This window comes from Streptomyces sp. AHA2, from assembly GCF_036857595.1.
In the GTDB taxonomy this organism is placed as follows: Bacteria; Actinomycetota; Actinomycetes; order Streptomycetales; family Streptomycetaceae; genus Streptomyces.
Genome location: NZ_JAUQWJ010000027.1, coordinates 23306 through 40585 on the forward strand (window position 1 = coordinate 23306; position 17280 = coordinate 40585).

The 17280-nt window shown below is 73.5% G+C and carries 17 protein-coding genes and 1 pseudogene; 10 read left to right on the forward strand and 8 right to left on the reverse strand.

Features of this window, described 5'->3' with window-relative positions; translation table 11 throughout:
* Positions 1 to 87: 87 nt before the first annotated feature.
* The 3 genes from Q5694_RS31910 to Q5694_RS31920 all read left to right on the forward strand — a co-directional run bounded on the left by Q5694_RS31910 (position 88) and on the right by Q5694_RS31920 (position 2588).
* A complete protein-coding gene (locus Q5694_RS31910) occupies positions 88 to 1452 on the forward strand; it encodes an amidohydrolase (RefSeq protein WP_333936998.1) in 1365 nt (454 codons plus the stop codon).
* A 108-nt stretch (positions 1453 to 1560) separates the two neighbouring features.
* Positions 1561 to 2250, forward strand: coding sequence for a DUF899 domain-containing protein (locus Q5694_RS31915; protein ID WP_333936999.1), 690 nt, complete (start codon positions 1561 to 1563; stop codon positions 2248 to 2250).
* Between the two features lie 155 nt (positions 2251 to 2405).
* Positions 2406 to 2588, forward strand: coding sequence for a hypothetical protein (locus Q5694_RS31920; protein ID WP_333937000.1), 183 nt, complete (start codon positions 2406 to 2408; stop codon positions 2586 to 2588).
* Between the two features lie 8 nt (positions 2589 to 2596).
* Here the strand turns inward: Q5694_RS31920 and Q5694_RS31925 are convergent, their stop codons facing one another.
* The 3 genes from Q5694_RS31925 to Q5694_RS31935 form a co-directional block, all read right to left on the reverse strand.
* Positions 2597 to 4561: an ABC transporter ATP-binding protein gene (locus Q5694_RS31925; protein ID WP_443040980.1), complete on the reverse strand. Its 1965-nt coding sequence runs from the start codon at positions 4559 to 4561 to the stop codon at positions 2597 to 2599.
* Positions 4562 to 4769: 208 nt separating this feature from the next.
* Entirely contained in the window at positions 4770 to 5204 is a 435-nt protein-coding gene (locus tag Q5694_RS31930; RefSeq protein WP_333937001.1) for a hypothetical protein, read from the reverse strand.
* Positions 5201 to 6031 carry an ATP-binding protein gene (locus Q5694_RS31935; RefSeq protein ID WP_443040981.1) on the reverse strand — a complete coding sequence of 277 codons (831 nt, stop codon included), beginning with the start codon at positions 6029 to 6031 and terminating at the stop codon, positions 5201 to 5203. The genes Q5694_RS31930 and Q5694_RS31935 overlap by 4 nt, the downstream gene beginning before the upstream one ends.
* A 211-nt stretch (positions 6032 to 6242) precedes the next feature.
* Here Q5694_RS31935 and Q5694_RS31940 point away from each other — a divergent pair, with 211 nt between their 5' ends.
* The 3 genes from Q5694_RS31940 (at position 6243) to Q5694_RS31950 (ending at position 8264) form a co-directional block, all read left to right on the forward strand.
* The gene (locus Q5694_RS31940; protein ID WP_333937003.1) at positions 6243 to 7103 is read left to right on the forward strand and encodes a helix-turn-helix domain-containing protein; all 861 of its coding nucleotides are present in this window, start codon (positions 6243 to 6245) and stop codon (positions 7101 to 7103) included.
* Entirely contained in the window at positions 7104 to 7358 is a 255-nt protein-coding gene (locus tag Q5694_RS31945; RefSeq protein ID WP_030246665.1) for a DUF397 domain-containing protein, read from the forward strand. It abuts the gene before it with no gap.
* 93 nt (positions 7359 to 7451) lie between these two features.
* Positions 7452 to 8264, forward strand: a complete 813-nt coding sequence (locus Q5694_RS31950) for an SAM-dependent methyltransferase (protein ID WP_333937004.1) — start codon at positions 7452 to 7454, stop codon at positions 8262 to 8264.
* 24 nt (positions 8265 to 8288) lie between these two features.
* Here Q5694_RS31950 and pdxR read toward each other — a convergent pair.
* Positions 8289 to 9700 (reverse strand): annotated as a pseudogene (pdxR, locus tag Q5694_RS31955) (MocR-like pyridoxine biosynthesis transcription factor PdxR).
* A gap of 46 nt (positions 9701 to 9746) precedes the next feature.
* Between pdxR and Q5694_RS31960 the strand changes: the two are divergent.
* Positions 9747 to 10232 (forward strand): carboxymuconolactone decarboxylase family protein, encoded by a 486-nt coding sequence (locus Q5694_RS31960; RefSeq protein ID WP_333937005.1) that lies wholly within the window; start codon positions 9747 to 9749, stop codon positions 10230 to 10232.
* A 174-nt stretch (positions 10233 to 10406) separates the two neighbouring features.
* Here Q5694_RS31960 and Q5694_RS31965 read toward each other — a convergent pair whose 3' ends face one another.
* From Q5694_RS31965 to Q5694_RS31975, 3 genes are all read right to left on the reverse strand, one after another.
* Positions 10407 to 11897 (reverse strand): glutamate synthase subunit beta, encoded by a 1491-nt coding sequence (locus Q5694_RS31965; RefSeq protein WP_333937006.1) that lies wholly within the window; start codon positions 11895 to 11897, stop codon positions 10407 to 10409.
* Positions 11898 to 12002: 105 nt separating this feature from the next.
* The gene (locus Q5694_RS31970) at positions 12003 to 12482 is read right to left on the reverse strand and encodes an anthrone oxygenase family protein (RefSeq protein WP_333937007.1); all 480 of its coding nucleotides are present in this window, start codon (positions 12480 to 12482) and stop codon (positions 12003 to 12005) included.
* Between the two features lie 251 nt (positions 12483 to 12733).
* A complete protein-coding gene (locus Q5694_RS31975) occupies positions 12734 to 13432 on the reverse strand; it encodes a DUF2293 domain-containing protein (protein WP_333937008.1) in 699 nt (232 codons plus the stop codon).
* 168 nt (positions 13433 to 13600) lie between these two features.
* Between Q5694_RS31975 and Q5694_RS31980 the strand changes: the two genes are divergently transcribed.
* Both Q5694_RS31980 and Q5694_RS31985 read left to right on the forward strand, forming a co-directional pair.
* Complete coding sequence (locus Q5694_RS31980; RefSeq protein WP_333937009.1) at positions 13601 to 14242, forward strand: uridine kinase; 642 nt, start codon at positions 13601 to 13603, stop codon at positions 14240 to 14242.
* A 235-nt stretch (positions 14243 to 14477) separates the two neighbouring features.
* Positions 14478 to 14906 carry a CBS domain-containing protein gene (locus Q5694_RS31985; RefSeq protein WP_333937010.1) on the forward strand — a complete coding sequence of 143 codons (429 nt, stop codon included), beginning with the start codon at positions 14478 to 14480 and terminating at the stop codon, positions 14904 to 14906.
* A 45-nt stretch (positions 14907 to 14951) separates the two neighbouring features.
* On the opposite strand, the gene Q5694_RS31990 is transcribed toward Q5694_RS31985, so the two are convergent.
* Positions 14952 to 16079, reverse strand: a complete 1128-nt coding sequence (locus tag Q5694_RS31990; protein WP_333937011.1) for a magnesium and cobalt transport protein CorA — start codon at positions 16077 to 16079, stop codon at positions 14952 to 14954.
* A 401-nt stretch (positions 16080 to 16480) separates the two neighbouring features.
* On the opposite strand from Q5694_RS31990, the gene Q5694_RS31995 reads away from it, so the two are divergent.
* The gene (locus tag Q5694_RS31995) at positions 16481 to 17272 is read left to right on the forward strand and encodes a methyltransferase (protein WP_333937012.1); all 792 of its coding nucleotides are present in this window, start codon (positions 16481 to 16483) and stop codon (positions 17270 to 17272) included.
* The last annotated feature ends 8 nt before the right edge of the window (positions 17273 to 17280 follow it).

Below are 17280 nucleotides of genomic sequence, written 5' to 3' on the forward strand. Positions count from 1 at the left end.
GCGCGCCCGGCCCGCCCCGCGACAGAGCCGTGACGGGATGCGCGGTTCGGCTCATGCCGCCCCACGACACAGTCGTACGTTGGCGTGATGACGCCTTCTGCCGCGGACGGTCCCGCCGAGCTCATCATCAGCGCATGTACGGTCCTCGTGCACGACGATCAAGAACGGGCCGGGTTCGCCGAGGACGCCGCGATCGTCGTGCGCGACGGGCTGGTCGACACCGTCACCACCACCGCGGCGGCCGCGCACCTGCCCGCCGCGGAACGCATCGACGCCCGCGGCCAGGTCGCCCTGCCCGGCCTGATCAACTGTCACACGCACGCACCGATGGTCGCCCTGCGCGGGCTCGCCGAGGACCTGCCGACCGAGGAGTGGTTCAACGACGTCGTGTGGCCGGTGGAGTCCAACCTCACCGATCGGGACGTGGAGTTGGGGGCGCGGCTGGCCTGCGCGGAGATGATCCGGGCAGGCGTCACCTGCTTCGCCGACCACTACTTCGCCATGGACGCCGTCGCCCGGGTCGTCACGGAGTGCGGACTGCGCGCCCTGCTGGGGGAGGCCTTCTTCTCCTCGCAGGGGCCCGAAGGGCGGGAGCGGTCCCTTCGGTTCGCGCTCGGCCACCGCGGCTCGGCCGACGGACGCATCACGACCGCCCTCGCGCCGCACGCCCCCTACACGGTCGACGACGCCGACCTCGCCGCCACCGCCCGGCTCGCCCACGAACACGGCCTGCCCGTGCACCTGCACGCCGCCGAGAACCGCGACCAGACCGACACCAGCCTCGCCCGCCACGGCGTCACCCCCGTCGAGGTGCTGGAACGCACCGGCATCCTCGGCACCGACGTCCTCATCGCCCACGGCACCGGCATCACCGACCGCGATCTGCCCCTGCTGGGCCGGGCGGACGGCCGTACGGCGGTGGCGAGCGCGCCCCGCGGCTACCTCAAGTTCGCCTGGCCCAGCACCACGCCCGTGCGTGCCCTGCGCGACGTCGGTGTCGACGTCGGCCTCGCCACCGACGGGGCCGCCTCCAACAACTCCCTCGACGTGTGGGAGTCCATGGCCCTCACCTCGCTGCTGCAGAAGTCGGCCGAGGGCGACCCGCGCTGGCTGACGTCCCGCCAGGCCCTGCACCACGCCACCCTGCAGAGCGCCCGGGCCGTGGGACTCGGGGACAGCATCGGCAGCATCGCCCCGGGGCGGCGGGCGGACATCGTCCTGGTGGACCTCACCGGCCCGCACACCCAGCCCGTCCACGACCTCGCGGCGACCCTCGTGCACAGCGCCCGGTCCGCGGACGTGCGCACCACGATCGTCGACGGCCGGATCCTGATGCGCGACGGGGAACTGCTGACGGTCGACGTCCCGGAGGTCGTGCGGGAGCTGACCGAACGGCTGCCCGCGCTCACCGACCGCGGTCACGGCCGGCGCATCCAGGAGTACGACACCTGATCTCCCGGGGGCGGCGCGGGCCGCGCGGAGAACTTTCCCCGGGCGGCGATGAGTTCCGCCGCCGCGCCCGGTCTGCACTGCGGACGGACCGTTGTCACAGGAGGGCCCATGTCGCTTCCGGAGATCGTCTCGCGCGAGCAGTGGCGTGCGGCGCGCGCTGAACTGCTGGCCCGGGAGAAGGCCGCGACCCGCGCGCGGGACGCGCTCAACGCCGAGCGCCGCGGACTGCCCATGGTGGAGGTCGGCGAGGAGTACGTCTTCGAGGGCGGGGACGGCAAGGCCACCCTGCTCGACCTGTTCGAGGGCCGGCCCCAGCTCGTCGTCTACCACTTCATGTTCGCGCCCGAGTGGGAGGCGGGCTGCCGCAGTTGCTCCGCGTTCCTCGACCAGATCGGGCATCTCGCCCATCTGCACGCCCGCGGTACGTCCTTCGCGGTCGTGTCCCGGGCGCCGTACCCGAAGATCCTGCCCTTCAAGGCGCGGATGGGCTGGATGCTGCCCTGGTACTCCTCACACGGCAACGACTTCAACCGGGACTTCGAGGTGACTTTGGAGCATGAGGGCGAACCGGTCGAGCGGCCGGGCCTGAGCTGCTTCCTGCGGGACCGCGACCGGGTCTTCCACACCTACTCGACGTACGAGCGCGGCCTCGACGGGCTCGGCTCGACCACCAGCCTGCTCGACCTGACCGCGCTCGGCCGCCAGGAGGAGTGGGAGGAACCCAAGGGGCGCGCGTCCGCCTGTGGGGCGCCTGCGGGAAGTGCGCGCATCAGGTATCACGACGAGTACGACGACTGACACCGAGAGTGAGCAAATCAGCCAAGCGGCTGATAACTTCCTCACACTTCACGGTGAACGCGTGTCGATAACGTCTCAGAACCGTCACTTCGCGAGCCGTTCACCCCACCGTTGGCGTTTAACTCTACGAGTACAGCGCTACATGGAGGTGCAGGGTGAACGGGCGAACGGTGCTCGAGCGCTTCCCCGCCGGCGGACCGAGAGGCTCCTGGCCTGCGGAGGAGTTCGCGCAGGCGCGGCGTCTGGAGGGCATGCCCGCCGAGGTCGTGATGGATCTGGCCACGGACATGTTCCTCGTGATCGTGCGCCGGGGAGACGGCCCCGACGCCACCGCCTGAGGCGCGCCTCAGCCCGCCTTGGGTGACGGAACCTTCCGTACCGGGGGCACCGCCGTGGCCGACGGGGAGAACTGCTCCGCCTGCAGCGCGTACAGCTCGGCGTAGAGGCCGCCCGTCGCGAGCAGCTCGTCCGGGGTGCCGGACTCCACCAGCCGGCCCTCGTCCAGGACGTGCACCAGATCGGCGTGGCGCACGGACGCCAGCCGGTGCGTGATCAGCACGACCGTCTGGCCGCTGTCGGCCAGGGCGCGGATCCGCTCGAAGACCTCCAGCTCGGCCCGGGCGTCCAGGGCCGCCGTCGGCTCGTCCACGATCAGGATGCGGCCCCGCCGGTAGGCCGCCCGGGCGATGCCCAGCCGCTGCCACTGGCCACCCGAGAGTTCGTGACCGCCGCTGAAGTTGCGGGCCAGCAGCGTGTCCAGGCCCCGGGGCAGGTCCGCCACCACCGGTTCGGCCCCGGCCTCGGCGATCGACGCGGCCAGCCGCTCCTCGCTCACCGGGGCGGAGGTGCGCCCGAGGGCGATGTTCACCCGGGCCGTGAACGGCCACCGCTTGAAGTCCTGCGCCACCATCGCGATCCGCTCGGCCAGCCGGTGCCGGTCGGCGGTGGCCGCGTCCACGTCGTCCCACATGATCCGGCCCCGGTCCGGCGTGTAGAGCCCGGCGAGCAGCTTCACCAGCGTCGTCTTGCCCGAGCCGTTCTCCCCGACCAGCGCGACGATGCGGCCGAGCGGCAGGGTGAGCGACACGTCGTCGAGCGCGGGGCGGGCCGAGTCGCCCGGGTAGCGGAACGTGACGTTCTCGAAGCGGATCTCGCCCGGCTCCTCCGGCAGGGCCCGGCCGCCCACGGGGATCGCCCGCTGCGCCGCCTCCGCGTAGAGCCGGTGCAGGTCGCCGACGAACAGGGCCTCCTCGTGCAGCGCGTTCACCTCGACCACGAGGGTGTCCAGGCTCTGCGAACCGGTGCGGATCGCGATGACGGCCGTCCCCGCGACGGACAGGGCCATGGCCCCGGCCAGCAGCAGCCCGCCGAGCGTGGCGTACGTCGCCACCGTCGCGACGCCGGTCCACGCCGCCGCGATCAGTCCCGTCCGCGCGGCGAGCCGGGCCAGCCGGGCCTGCTCGGCCTCGGCCGTCTCCGACATCGCGCGGAAGTGCCGCAGCAGGAAGCCGCCCACCCCGTGCACGCGGATCTCGGGGGCCGCCTCCGGCTCGATGAGCAGGTTGCCCAGCAGCCGGCCCGCCCGGGCGTGCTGCACCCAGGCGTGGAAGGACTCGTAGCGCCGACGGGCGACGGTCAGCGCGCTCCAGGCGCTCGGCAGGGTCATCGTGACCAACAGTGGCAGCAGGGCCGGGTGCAGCACGGTCAGTACGCCCGCCGCCGCGGTCAGCGAGATCATCGCGTTGATCACGCGGGTCCCGTAGGAGATCATCCGACGGGCGGAGGCGGCGCCGTACTGGGCGGTGTCCAGCAGCTTGTGGAAGGCGTGGTCCTCGATCGCGGACAGCTCCACGGCGGCGGCCCGCTCCAGGTACCGCTCGGTGGCGACCCGTTCCACCTTGGGCTCCAGGCGGCCGGTGGCGTAGGTGCTGGCCGCCCGCAGCAGGGCCGCGACCAGCATCACGGCGGCCACGGTGACCAGGGCGGGGACGGCTCCGTGCAGCCGCGCCCCGATCGGGCCGCCGCCCATCAGCCGGGCCAGCACGCTGTTCACCGCGAGCAGGCTCACGGCCTGCGCCACGCCCCGGCCCGCCTCGGCGGCCAGGACGGTCCGCGCGGCACCCGGGTCGGCCTGCCGGGCGAGCTTCAGGCTGGACGCCAGCAGGGACGGCAGCCGCCGGATCATGGCCCGGAAGCCCAGCTCCAGGAACGCGTCCGCGTGCTGGTTCCAGCCCATGTCGTAGCGCAGTGGCCCGCCGAAGAGCAGCCGCTCCGACTCGGACACCTCCGGCGCGGTCCGCTTCTTCGCCACCGTCGACCGACCTCCCCCTCGTGGTCCGTTCGCATCCGCGCCCGCTCGTCACGCGGACGGACGGTCACTATCGCGAGGACGGAACGTGCCCGTGCAGGGCGCAGTCCGGGGCGCCGGAGGCGCGCGGGCGCACGACCTCGCCGGGGGAGGCACGGGGCGGCGCGGGGGGCAGAGCCGGGGCGTCGCGGGGCCCCGCCGCCGGGCGGTCCTACGCGCTGACCTGCCGTGACCACGACGGGGCCGTGCCCGTCACGCGGCACAGGGCCAGATACAGGGGGATCGGGGGGGTGTAGGGGAGGGTGCCCTCCGGGCGGTGGAGCAGACCGGGCAGCCGCTCGGCGTCCGGGAGGACCGCACCGGTGGCGTAGTGCACGGGGGCGGGCCACTCCAGGGCCTGGTCGGAGTCGGCCGGCACCAGCCACCACCAGTGCGTCCCGTCGGCGTAGACGCAGCCCACGCGCGGCAGGCGGGGCATGACCCAGTGGCCGAGACGGGCGGGCATCGCGACCGCGTCGCAGCCGAGCGGGGCCGTCATGCCCTCGGGCACGGGCAGCCGCCGGAGGGGACCCGGGGTGCGCAGGCCGCGGCCGAGGCGCACCAGCGTGTCCAGGCTCAGCACGGGACCGCCGTGCGGGGCGCTCATGCCGGCCCCCGGCCCGTGCGGCGCTCCTGTGCGGGTACCTCCCGGGCACCGGGCGCGCGACGCGACGCCTCGGGCGCGGGGCCCTCCCCGTCCTCCGGGTCGTCGGAGGTGCCCCGCTTGGGGCGGGTGCCCCAGCCGAGGTCATTGCGGGGCGCCTCGCCGGGCGGAGCCGTGCGGTGGCCGTCGGGTTCGCCGCGGGGTGACCCCGTCCGGTGGCGGCCGGGTTCGCCGCGGCCCGGGGCGTCCGCGGTGCCGTCCTGGCCGGTCTCCCCCCAGCCGAGGTCGTTCCACGGCCCGGCCGGGTCGGCGGAGGCGTCCGCCTTGCGCGGCAGCTCCGCCCAGACCAGCAGCCCCGGGCCGTGCTCGTGCGCGCCCCAGGCGTGGCACAGGGCGTCGACGAGAAGCAATCCCCTCCCGTGCTCCTCCTCGGGCCGGGTCCGGCTGGCCGCGTGCGGCTGGCCCGGGGCGCAGCCCTCGTCACGTACGGCTATGCGCACCAGGTCGTCGCCGTCGTGCAGCTCGCACACGATGTGGGTGCTCGCCGTGTGCACGATGGCGTTGGTGACCAGCTCGGACACCACCAGGGCCGCGCTGTCGCACGTGTCCTCGCACACCGACCAGCCGGTCAGCCGGGCCCGCGTCAGGCGTCTGGCCTGGGCGGGAGAACCCGGATGTGCGGCCAGCTCGAAGCGGAACCGGCGCGGGGCAGCGGCCCCGAGGGGGTCTGCTCCGGCACCGAGGCCGGGAAGGCCTGCGGCGGCGTCTGTTCCTAAGGGCGCGGACGGAATCACGCTTGCCACTATCTCCCCGGCGTGAACACTTGGCAAGTGTCACTCTGAAAAATGCAGAGTGCTGTGTGACGGTCTGGAAGGGCGTGGCACACTGCTCGCAACAGCACCCCGCGCGGCGCCAGTTGAGATCGTCGAAGATCCGTTCGATACGCCTGTGTCGAACGGATCTTCGACGGGTTCTCGAAGGGCGCCGCCGGGCTGTCAGCGTGCTCGAACGGCCGATTCGTCAACAGCGTGGAGGTGGGGCGTGAGCGAACCGCGGTCCGCACCGACGGTCGGCCAGGTCGTCCTCGGCCGGCGCCTGCTCGACCTGCGTGAACGCGCCGGGATGAAGCGTGAGGAAGCCGCCCGCATCCTGCGCGTCGCCCCCGCCACGGTCCGCCGTATGGAGATGGCCGAGGTCGCGCTCAAGATCCCGTACCTGCAGCTGCTGCTGAAGGCCTATGGGATCTCCGACGAGGAGGCCGAGGCATTCGTCCTGCTGGCCGAGGAGGCCAACAAACCCGGCTGGTGGCAGCGGTTCCACGACATCCTGCCCGGCTGGTTCTCGATGTACGTGAGCCTGGAGGGCGCCGCCAGCGTCATCCGCAGTTATGAGCCCCACTTCGTCCCCGGCCTGCTGCAGACCGAGGACTACGCGCGCGGCGTCCTGCGCTCTGGCGCTATAGGCCAGACCCGGCCCGAGGACATCGAGCGTCACGTCGCCCTGCGCATGCAGCGCCAGGACCTGCTCACCCGCGAGGACGCGCCCCGGCTGTGGGTCGTGATGGACGAGACCGCGCTGCGGCGTCCGGTCGGCGGCCCGGAGGTGATGCGCGCCCAGATCGACCGGCTGCTGGAGGCCACGCGGCTGCCGAACGTGACGCTGCAGGTGGCGCCCTTCGCCGGTGGACCGCACCCGGGGACCTACGGGCCGTTCGTGCTGTTCCGATTCGCCATGCCCGAACTGCCGGACATGGTCTACAGCGAGTACCTGACCGGCGCCGTCTACCTCGACGCGCGCGCCGAGGTGGCGACCCACCTCGAGGTCATGGACCGCATGGCGGCGCAGGCCGCTACGGCACATCGCACGAAGGAGATCCTCCGGGATCTCCGCAAGGAGCTGTGAATGGATCGCATCAAGCCGCGCAAACACGTCTACAACGGCATGCCCGCGCGCGACTTGGGCAGCGAAGGCTGGCACAAGCCGTGGAGCGGGGGGAACGGGGGGAACTGCCTGGAGGCGATGAAGCTCGCCGACGGCCGCATCGCAGTCCGCCAGTCCACCGACCCGGACGGTCCGGCGCTGATCTACACCACCGCCGAGATGACGGCCTTCATCGAAGGGGCGAAGGCCGGGGAGGCGGACTTCCTGCTGTCCTGACGCGACCGCCTCTGCTCCCGCTCGACCTTTCTTCCACCCTTGCTGAATCGCTGGTGCTGAATTGACCACCCTCTGTGCCTTATGGAGTGCCTCATGACCGGGCAGGACCCCACGTCGGCCGCGCGGATCGACACCACCAGGCCGCATCCCGCGCGGATGTACGACTGGTACCTCGGCGGCAAGGACAACTACCCGGTCGACGAGGAGATGGGCCGCCAGATGCTCACCCTCGACCCGAGGGTGCCGGTGATGGCGCGCGTCAACCGCGCGTTCATGCAGCGGGCCACACGCTGGCTCGCGGGCGAGGGCGTACGCCAGTTCCTCGACGTCGGCACGGGCATCCCGACCGAGCCGAACCTCCACCAGGTGGCCCAGCGGATCGCCCCCGACGCCCGGGTCGTCTACTGCGACAACGACCCCATCGTCCTGGCTCACGCGGCCGCCCTGCTGCGCGGCACGGACGAGGGGGCGACCGAGTACCTCCAGGCCGACGCCCGCGACCCGGACGCCATCCTGGAGGGCGCCCGGAAGGTGCTGGACCTGACGCGGCCCGTCGCCCTGTCACTGATCGCGCTGCTGCACTTCGTCTCCGACGAGGACGGCGCGCACGAGCTGGTCGGCCGGCTGCTCGCCGAACTGCCCTCCGGCAGCTACCTGGTGATGACCCACGCCACCTCCGACTTCACCCCGGAGGAGTCCAGGGCCGCCACCGAGAAGATGCGCGCCGCCGGAGTCACCCTCGCCCTGCGCACCCGCGAGGAGTTCACCCGCTTCTTCGACGGCCTCGAACTCGTCGAGCCCGGCATCGAGGTGCCGCACCTGTGGCACCCCGAGCTGGGCGAGGCGGTGCCCGGTCAGGACGACGGGATCATCCCCGGTTACGGGGCGGTGGCGCGCAAGCCGTAGCCCCATGCGCGCCCCACGGGCCGGTCACGGCGGCGGCAGTGCACCGCATAGCGCCTCCAGGGCCGGCCCGTAGGCGTGCTCGGGAGGCGTCGCGTAGCCCACGACCAGGCCGTCGGTCACCGGCATGACCGTCCCCGGGTGCCGGAACGCGGCCAGGCCGTCGAGGGCGACGCCCTGCCGGGCGGCGGCCTCGACCGCGGACGCCTCGCTGCCGGGCGGCAGGCGCAGCACCGCGTGCAGGCCCGCCGCGACGCCGGTGACCTCGATGTGCGGCGCGCGCCCGGCGAGCGCCGCGGCCAGCCGGTCCCGTCGGTGACGGTAGCGCTGCCGCATCCGCCGCACATGCCGGTCGTACCCACCCGACGCGATGAAGTCCGCCAGGCTCAGCTGGTCCAGGACACTCGCCCAGGCCTCGCGCTCGCCCTTCGCGGCCAGCACGGCGCCGACCAGCCGCTGCGGCAGCACCATCCAGCCCAGCCGGAGCGCCGGCGACAGGCTCTTGCTGACCGAACCGAGGTGGATCACCCGCTCCGGGTCGAGGCCCTGCAGGGCGCCGACCGGCCTGCGGTCGTAGCGGAACTCGCCGTCGTAGTCGTCCTCCAGGACCAGCCCGCCACGCGTGCGTGCCCAGTCGATGACGGCGGCCCGGCGCTCGGGGTGCAGTGGCCCGCCGGTCGGGAACTGGTGCGCCGGGGTGAGCAGCACGGCCCGCTCCCGTCCCAGCCGGTCCACCCGGGCGCCGTCCTCGTCGAGCGGGAGCGGCACCGTGCGCACCCCGGCCGCGGCCAGCAGCTGCCGGTGGAACCCCAGCCCGTACGCCTCCACGGCCAGCGGCCCGCGCAGGACACCCCCGCCGAACAGCAGCCGCAGCGCGTGCGCGAATCCGGAGCAGATCACGATCCTGCCGGGCTCGGTCCGCACCCCACGCGCGCGTGCCAGGTACTCGGCGAGCACCTCCCGCAGTTCGGCCCGCCCCGCCGGGTCACCCGGGCCGAACACCTCGTTGGGCGCGTGCCGGAGGACCCGCCGGCAGGAGGCCAGCCAGGCGGTGCGGGGGAACGCCGAGCTGTCCGGGCTGCCCTGACGCAGGTCGTGCCGGGGGCCACGCGCGCGGGGCGGCTCCTGCTCCGGTGTGCGGGGGGTGGGCCGCGGCGGCGCGGCCCGTTCCGCGACGCGCGTGCCCGATCCCTGCGGGCGGTCAGCCAGCCCTCCGCGACCAGCTCCGCGTAGGCGTCCGCCACCGTGTTCCGGGCGACTCCGAGGTCCGCCGCGAGCGAGCGGTACGGCGGCAGCCGCGTACCCGGGGCCAGCCGGCCCTCGCGCACCGCGTCCCGCAGCGCGCGGATCAGCGCCGCGCGCCGGCCACCCGGGCCGGACAGCTCCAGGTGCAGGTCCGCCCCGATCCGTTCCGCCGAATTGACCCACGAATCCGTCACGGAACTGCACCCTACCGGGGGCCTTTGTGGCGCCTAGGTTGAACGCATGACGACGAACCCGAGTACGCACACCATCCAAGTCACCGCGCCCCGGCCGGAGTTCGCGAAGTCCGCGCCGAAACCCTTCCGCGCGCTCGTCGCCTTCGACGCCGCCGCCCGCGAGGGGCTCGACCCCGGCCTCGTCGAACTGATCCAGATCCGCGCCTCGCACCTCAACCACTGCGCGTACTGCCTCCACATGCACACCGACGACGCCCGCAAGGCCGGCGAGAGCGAGGACCGGCTGCACATGGTCGCCGTATGGCGTGAGGCCCGCCACTTCTTCACCGCGCGCGAGCAGGCGGCCCTCGCCCTCACGGACGCGGTGACGCTCGTGGCCGACGCGGGTGTCCCGGACGACGTCCACGCCGAGGCCGCGGCTCGGTTCGACGAGCGCGAACTGTCCCGGATCATCGCTCTGATCTGCACGATCAACGCCTGGAACCGGGTGGCCCTGGCCACCGGGAAGGTGGCGGGCACGGACGAGCGGTGAGCGGACCGCCGGGTGAGAGGACCGCCGGGTGAGCGGACCTCCGGGTGGGGGGATCGCCGGGTGGGCAGCGTGGCGGACGGTGATGACGGGTGTGCGCGGGCGCCGGCTGTGCGGGTGGACGGGCGTGGTGCGTGGAGGGGCGTGGTGCGGGGAGGGGCGTGGTGCGGGGAGGGCTCAGACCGTCATGGGCCGGTCGTGGGGCCCGATCGGGGCCGGCAGGACCGAACTGCCCGTCAGATGACGGTCCACGGCGGCCGCCACCGCCCGCCCCTCCGCGATCGCCCACACGATGAGCGACTGCCCCCGGGCCGCGTCACCCGCGGCGAACACGCCGGGCACGTTGGTGGCGAAACCCGCGTCCCGCGCGATCGTGCCGCGGGGGTCGAGCTCAAGCCCGAGCTGGTCGACGAGGCCGTCGTGCCGGTCGGGGCCGGTGAAGCCGAGGGCGAGCAGCACCAGGTCGGCGGGGAGGGTGCGCCCCGTGCCCTCCACCGGGCGGCGCCGCCCGTCCACCTCGACCAGGTGCAGCGCGCGCACGTGCCCGCTCCCGTCGCCCTCGAAGCGCAGGGTCGACGCCGCGAACAGCCGGGCGTCCGCGTCCGCGAGCGGGGCCGTGCGCAGGTCACGAGCCTCCTCGTGGGCCGCCGACAGCCGGTAGACCCGTACCGGGTACGTCGGCCAGGGCTCGGTGCTCTCGTCGCGCCCCGGGCCGGGCAGCGCGTAGATGTCCAGCTGTGTCACCGACGCGGCGCCCTCCCGCACGGCGGTGCCCAGGCAGTCCGCCCCCGTGTCGCCGCCGCCCACGATGACGACGTGCCGGCCGGCCGCCGACAGCGGGGACGCCTCCAGGTCCCCCTCGCGCACCCGGTTGGACAGCGGCAGGTACTCCATCGCCTGGTGGATGCCCGCCAGCTCCCGCCCGGGCACGGGCAGTTCGCGCCACGCCGTCGCACCCGTGGCGACGACCACGGCGTCGTGACGGCTCCGCAGCCCGTCCGCGCCGATGTCACGTCCCACCGCCGTCGAGGTACGGAACTTGGTGCCCTCGGCCCGCATCTGCTCCAGCCGCCGCTCCAGATGGTGCTTCCCCATCTTGAACTCGGGGATGCCGTACCGCATCAGCCCGCCCAGCCGGTCGTCCCGCTCGTACACCGCGACCGTGTGCCCGGCCCGGGTGAGCTGCTGGGCCGCGGCCAGGCCCGTCGGGCCCGAGCCGATCACCGCGACCGTTCTGCCGGACAGCCGCTCCGGCGGCCTCGGCGGCGCGAAGCCCTCCTCCCAGGCCCGGTCGGCGATCGCGCACTCGACGTTCTTGATGGTGACCGCCGGCTGGTTGATCGCCAGCACGCAGCCCGCCTCGCAGGGCGCGGGGCACAACCGGCCGGTGATCTCGGGGAAGTTGTTGGTCGCGTGGAGCCGGTCCGCGGCCGCCCGCCAGTCCTCCCGCGCCACCAGGTCGTTCCACTCGGGGATCAGGTTGCCCAGCGGGCAGGCGTCGTGGCAGAAGGGGATGCCGCAGTCCATGCACCGGCCGGCCTGCGCGCCGACGATCGGCAGCAGTGCTCCGGGGACGCACACCTCGTCCCAGTCCCGCACCCGCTCCTCCACCGGCCTGCGCGGCCAGTCCTGCCGGGGGGTGGTCAGGAAACCCTTGGGATCGGCCATGGCCGTCTTCCTTGCGTGCGCGGGGAACAGGCCGTGCGTCGTCGGGCGGCACTCCTTTCGTCACGATACGTCCGTGTCGGTCCCCGTGCCCGTCGCCGCGAGCGGTCAGGTGAGGGCCAGCACGTACGACAGGGCCGCTCCCGCGGAGGCGACCGTGCGGACGTGGTTCCACACCGTCCACTCGCGCAGGTACACCGGCCAGTACGCCGCCGCCTCGGCCGAGCAGGGCTCCAACCGGGCCAGCGCGTCGTTGCGCGGCACGTTCGCCGTCACGGTGAGCCCGAACGAGCCGAACAGGTACAGGGCGCTGCCCAGCAGCAACTCCACCGCTCCCCGGTCCGGCCACAGCACGAACGTCACCACGGCGATCACCGCGCACAGCACGGCCGAGCCCAGGAGCACGATCATGAAGGGCGGTCGCACCGCGGCCCTGTTGATCGCCTGCATCGCGGCGGCTCCCCGCGCCGGCGCCAGCGCCGCGAGGCCCCGCATCACGAAGGTCGAGAAGCCGCAGAACACGCCGGCCACCAGAGCCGTCCCGAGCACCCCGAGCACCGTCAGCGCGAAGTACGGTCCGTCGATCATGTCCTCTCCCACCCGTCGGGCCGGATGCTTCCGGCGCCCCGCCTGAACGCCAGTGAATTCCCGGATGACCGCCGCGACCATGGCCGAGCCGCGCGAAGGCATACGCCGGCGTCCACCGCCCGGCGGCTTCGCTCAAGCCGGGCAGGACAGGCGGCCACCTGGCGCCTGCCAAGGGCCGAGAACGACGGCCGATGCGTTGGCTGCACGGATCCGCGGCGGGCGAAGGTGCGCCGGCCGCGCCCCGGCCGCCCTCACCCCGCCGAACCCAGCCCCGCCCCCGACCAGCTCCTCAGCACCGTCTCCACCGCGGCGGCGATCCGCCGCCGGGCCTCCTGCCGCGGCACCCCGCTCATCAACAGCCGGTCGTAGGGCGTGTCCAGATGCCGTACGGACGCCACGACCGCCGCCGTCACCGCGTCCTCGGACAACGCCCGCCCCGCCGCACTGCGGCCGACCCGGCCGCTGCCCCGCTCCGAGGCGTGGGCGGCCACGGCCGCCGCCCGGTCGGCCGGGCACCCCGGGAACAACCGGCGTATCTCCGCCGCGAACGCCCGCGCGAACAGCGCGTCCTGCGCCGCCCGCCGCCGCGCGTCCCGCACACGGCGGCGCCGCCGTGCCTCGGCGTCCGCGAGACACCGCTGCTCGGCCCGGGCGAGCGCCGCATCCTCGACCAGGACACCCTGCCGCTCGTACCGGTTCTTGCGCCGGCTGAACCGCACCACCACCGCCGACAGCGCACTCTCCTCCCGCGACCGGCGGGTCAGCGCGGTGTCGCCGCTCGGCAGGAACACCAGGTGCCCGAGATCGGCGCAGTCGAGGCAGCGCGGGGCACCCTCTTCGAGGGCGAGCAGTGGCAGGGGACCGCGCCGGCACTCGGCGCAGTACCGCCGCTTGAGAGGCTGGAAGACGACAAGTCCGCCGAGGGGCGGCAGCGTCACGCGGGGGACCATGAGGACTTCATTCCCTCCGACGCGGTGCGCGCCACGTCCCTGGCGCAAGACCCGGCCGGACAGGATGGGTGGCGCGGTCACCGCCCTCCCGGCCGCCCGTGAAGTCCCTCCGCAGGTGGTGGGTCGGGTGAGGTGCGCGATGCCTCCCCTGCCGCGCCCTGACGCATCATGGGCCGTGTGCGACTCGAAGCGATCACCTGGGACCGGCTCGGCGACCTTCTCGCCGAGCGCCTGCTCGAACTGAGGCCCGCCGACGGCAGTTGCTGGCCGCGCGTCGCCTTCGACGGCGCCCCCGCCGCCCGCCCCGGTGACCTTGCCCGGCGGGTCGGCGAGGCACTGCGCGTACGCGGCCGGTCCTCGCTCGTCGTCGGCACGGAGGGCTTCCTGCGCCCCGCTTCCGTACGTCTGGAGTACGGCCACCGGGACGTGGAGGCCTATTACGGCAGCTGGTACGACACCGGCGCCCTGTGGCGCGAGGTGTTCGGCCCCCTCGAAGCCGAGGGCGACGGCCGGATCCTGCCCGACCTGTGGGACCCGGCGACCGACCGCGCCACCCGTACCCCCTACGTCCGGCTCCCGCCCGGCGGCGTCCTGCTGCTGCACGGCCCCTTCCTCCTTCGGCACTGGTTCCCCTTCGATCTGAGCGTCCACGTCCTCCTCTCCCCGGGCGCCCTGCGCCGCCGCACGCCCGAGGACGAGCACTGGACCCTCCCGGCCTTCGAGCGCTACGAGCACGAGAACGACCCGGTCCACACGGCCGACGTCCTGGTCAGGGCGGACGATCCGCGGCGCCCCGCCTGGGGTGGCTGAGCGGATCCGGAGCCGGTTGTTCCGGTGTCGCGGGCACCGGTGTGGCGACGTCCCGCGCCCGGAGGCGCGCCGGGCCGGGGCGCCGACGGGCAGGGCCGCCGTCGGCCGGGGCGCTGATCGGCTGAGGTGCCGACGGGCTCCGTGTGCGGGCACCTCCGGGCGCGGCGAGAATGGAGGGCCGGGACTCGCGGTGCGTCCCGCGCCGCGCCGGCCGTCCGGCACCGGGAGGCACTTCATGACCACCGCCGGAGACATCATGCACCGCGGCGCCCAGTGGATCCCCGCCCACGAAACCCTCGACCGCGCGGCCCAGCTCATGCGCGAGCTGAACGTCGGCGCCCTGCCCATCAGCGACGAGAACGAGCGGCTCTGCGGCATCCTCACCGACCGCGACATCGTCGTCGGCTGCGTCGCCATGGGGCACGATCCCGCCCGGGTCACCGCGGGCGACCTGGCCAAGGGCACGCCCCGCTGGATCGACGCGGACGCCGATGTCAGCGAGGTGCTCCACGAGATGCAGGAGCACCGCATCCGCCGGCTGCCCGTGATCCGGGACAAGCGCCTGGTCGGCATGATCAGCGAATCCGACCTGGCCCGGCACCTGACGGACGACCAGATGGCCTCCTGGGCGGAGAGCGTCTACGCCAGGACCACCACGACCTGACCGACGGCGCCGTCGCCCCCGGCGAGCACCCCGCGGTGCGGCCGGTCAGAGCCAGCCGGAGCGGCGGAAGGCCCGGTACAGCGCGAGGCACGCGACGGATATGACGGCGATGACCATGCCGTAGCCGTACCGCCAGTGCAGCTCCGGCATGTGGTCGAAGTTCATGCCGTACACGCCGCACACCATCGTCGGCACGGCGATGATCGCGGCCCATGCGGTGATCTTCCGCATGTCCTCGTTCTGCGCGACCGTGACCTGCGCGAGATGCGCCTGCAGGATGGAATTGAGCAGTTCGTCGAAGGCGGCGATCTGCTCCTTCGCCCGCAGCAGATGGTCGGCCACGTCGCGGAAGTACGCCTGTATCTCGGGGTCCACCGCCCGCATCGGCCGGGTGGCGAGATCCTCCAGCGGCCGGCTGAGCGGCACCACCGCCCGCTTCAGCTCCAGCAGTTCACGCTTGAGCTGGTAGATGCGCCCGGGGTCCGCCCGCGCGCCGTTCCCGGCGAACACGTCCGTCTCGACCTGGTCGATGTCCAGCTGCACCGCGTCGGTGACGATCAGGTAGTCGTCCACCACGTGGTCCGCGATCGCGTGCAGCACCGCGGACGGGCCCTTGGCCAGCTGCTCCGGATCGGATTCCAGCTCCTCGCGCAGCGGCCCGAGCGAGCCGTGCCGGCCGTGCCGCACCGTGACGACGAAGTCGTGGCCGACGAACACCATGATCTCGCCGGTGTTCACCACCTCGCTGGTGGCGGTGAGTTGCTCGTGCTCCACGTAGCAGACCGTCTTGAACACCGCGAAGAGCGTGTCGCCGTACCGCTCCACCTTGGGGCGCTGGTGGGCCTCGACCGCGTCCTCCACGGCCAGGGGGTGCAGGTCGAAAAGCTCGGCGATGCCCGCGAACTCGGCGTCCGTGGGCTCGTGCAGACCGAGCCAGACGAATCCCTCCCGGTGCTTGCGCACCCGCTCCACGGTCTCCACCAGATCGCCGCGCGCGGTGACGCGCACGCCGTCCCGGTACGTCACGCAGTTCACCACCGAGGAGCCCAGCGGGGACCGGGCGGGGTGACTCAGGTCGACACGCGGACGCCGCCGGGCCAGACGGGCCACCTTGCGCAGGCCGCCGACCCCGCCGAGGCTCGTCACCTTCCGCAGATTCCCTGCCATGGACATCCGGATCTCCTTGCGTGGACTTCTCGCGCCGTCCTGCGCCTTGGCGCGCCAGTCTGCCAGTCTCGTGCGAGCGGTGCGCGAGCCTGTGGAAGCGGTTCGTTCCGCTTGGTTCCCGCCTGTGGACGGCCAGGTCGCAGCGGCCGGGGCCGCCGAACACCCTCATCGGCGCACCGACCGCACCGACGGCGCACCGACCACGTCGACCGCGCACCGAGCACGTCGACCGCGCACCGAGCACGTCGACCCCGCACCGAGCACGTCGACCCCGCACCGAACACGTCGACCGTGCGCCGACCACGTCGACGGCGCACCAGACATCGACGTTCTGTGGGTGTCGCGTGGTTTCCCGTCCCGGAGCGTCGACCGGTACGACAAGTCGGGCCGAATGGGATGATCCCGGCATGACGCGAACCGACGAGTACCTCCTCGACGACCGGCAGCACGAGGCGGCGGCACACTTCAGCGCCTTCGCCGCCCTCTTCGATCCCACGACCTTCCGGCACCTCGACGCACTCGGCGTGGGATCGGGCTGGCGGTGCTGGGAGGTCGGTGCCGGCACCACCGTCGTCTCCTGGCTGGCCAAGAAGGTGGGCCCGACCGGACGCGTCGTGGCGACCGACACCGACACCGCGCGGCTCGCGTCGGCCGCCCGGCCACCGGTCGAGGTGCGCGCCCACCAACTCGGCGCACAGGAGCCTCCGGGGGAGGGCTTCGACCTGGTGCACGCCCGCCTCGCCCTGGTCCAGGTCACCGACCGGGAACGGGCGTTGCGGTCCATGGTCGAAGCCCTGCGCCCCGGTGGCCGACTCCTGGTCGAGGACGCCGACCCCGCCCTGCAGCCCCTGCCCTGCCCCGACGAGTACGGCCCCGAACAGCAGCTCGCGAACCGGCTGCGCCAGGGGTTCCGCAAGCTGCTCGCCGACCGCGGCACCGACCTCCCCTGCGGCCGGACCCTGCCTCGCCTCCTGCGCCAGGCGGGACTGAGCCGCGTCCACGCCGACGCCTATTTCCCCCTCACCTCACCGGACTGCGCCGCGCTGGAGGCCGTCACCATCCGCCAGATCCGCGACCGGCTCGTCGGCGCCGGCCTCGCCACGGAACAGGACATCGACCGGCACCTCCGGAACGTCACGTCCGGCGCGCTGGACCTGACGACGGCTCCGATGATCACGGCGTGGGGACGCAAGCCGTAGGCACGTCG

What these genes read in the sequence shown, in the direction of transcription:
- Q5694_RS31945 (WP_030246665.1), top strand. Translation starts at nt 7,104, where the DNA reads ATGGATCGCATCAAGCCGCGCAAACACGTCTACAACGGCATGCCCGCG.
- Q5694_RS31985 (WP_333937010.1), top strand. Translation starts at nt 14,478, where the DNA reads ATGACCACCGCCGGAGACATCATGCACCGCGGCGCCCAGTGGATCCCC.
- Q5694_RS31960 (WP_333937005.1), top strand. Translation starts at nt 9,747, where the DNA reads ATGACGACGAACCCGAGTACGCACACCATCCAAGTCACCGCGCCCCGG.
- Q5694_RS31970 (WP_333937007.1), bottom strand. Translation starts at nt 12,482, where the DNA reads ATGATCGACGGACCGTACTTCGCGCTGACGGTGCTCGGGGTGCTCGGG.
- Q5694_RS31950 (WP_333937004.1), top strand. Translation starts at nt 7,452, where the DNA reads ATGACCGGGCAGGACCCCACGTCGGCCGCGCGGATCGACACCACCAGG.
- Q5694_RS31980 (WP_333937009.1), top strand. Translation starts at nt 13,601, where the DNA reads ATGGGCCGTGTGCGACTCGAAGCGATCACCTGGGACCGGCTCGGCGAC.
- Q5694_RS31995 (WP_333937012.1), top strand. Translation starts at nt 16,481, where the DNA reads ATGACGCGAACCGACGAGTACCTCCTCGACGACCGGCAGCACGAGGCG.
- Q5694_RS31910 (WP_333936998.1), top strand. Translation starts at nt 88, where the DNA reads ATGACGCCTTCTGCCGCGGACGGTCCCGCCGAGCTCATCATCAGCGCA.
- Q5694_RS31965 (WP_333937006.1), bottom strand. Translation starts at nt 11,897, where the DNA reads ATGGCCGATCCCAAGGGTTTCCTGACCACCCCCCGGCAGGACTGGCCG.
- Q5694_RS31915 (WP_333936999.1), top strand. Translation starts at nt 1,561, where the DNA reads ATGTCGCTTCCGGAGATCGTCTCGCGCGAGCAGTGGCGTGCGGCGCGC.
- Q5694_RS31975 (WP_333937008.1), bottom strand. Translation starts at nt 13,432, where the DNA reads ATGGTCCCCCGCGTGACGCTGCCGCCCCTCGGCGGACTTGTCGTCTTC.
- Q5694_RS31990 (WP_333937011.1), bottom strand. Translation starts at nt 16,079, where the DNA reads ATGTCCATGGCAGGGAATCTGCGGAAGGTGACGAGCCTCGGCGGGGTC.
- Q5694_RS31930 (WP_333937001.1), bottom strand. Translation starts at nt 5,204, where the DNA reads ATGAGCGCCCCGCACGGCGGTCCCGTGCTGAGCCTGGACACGCTGGTG.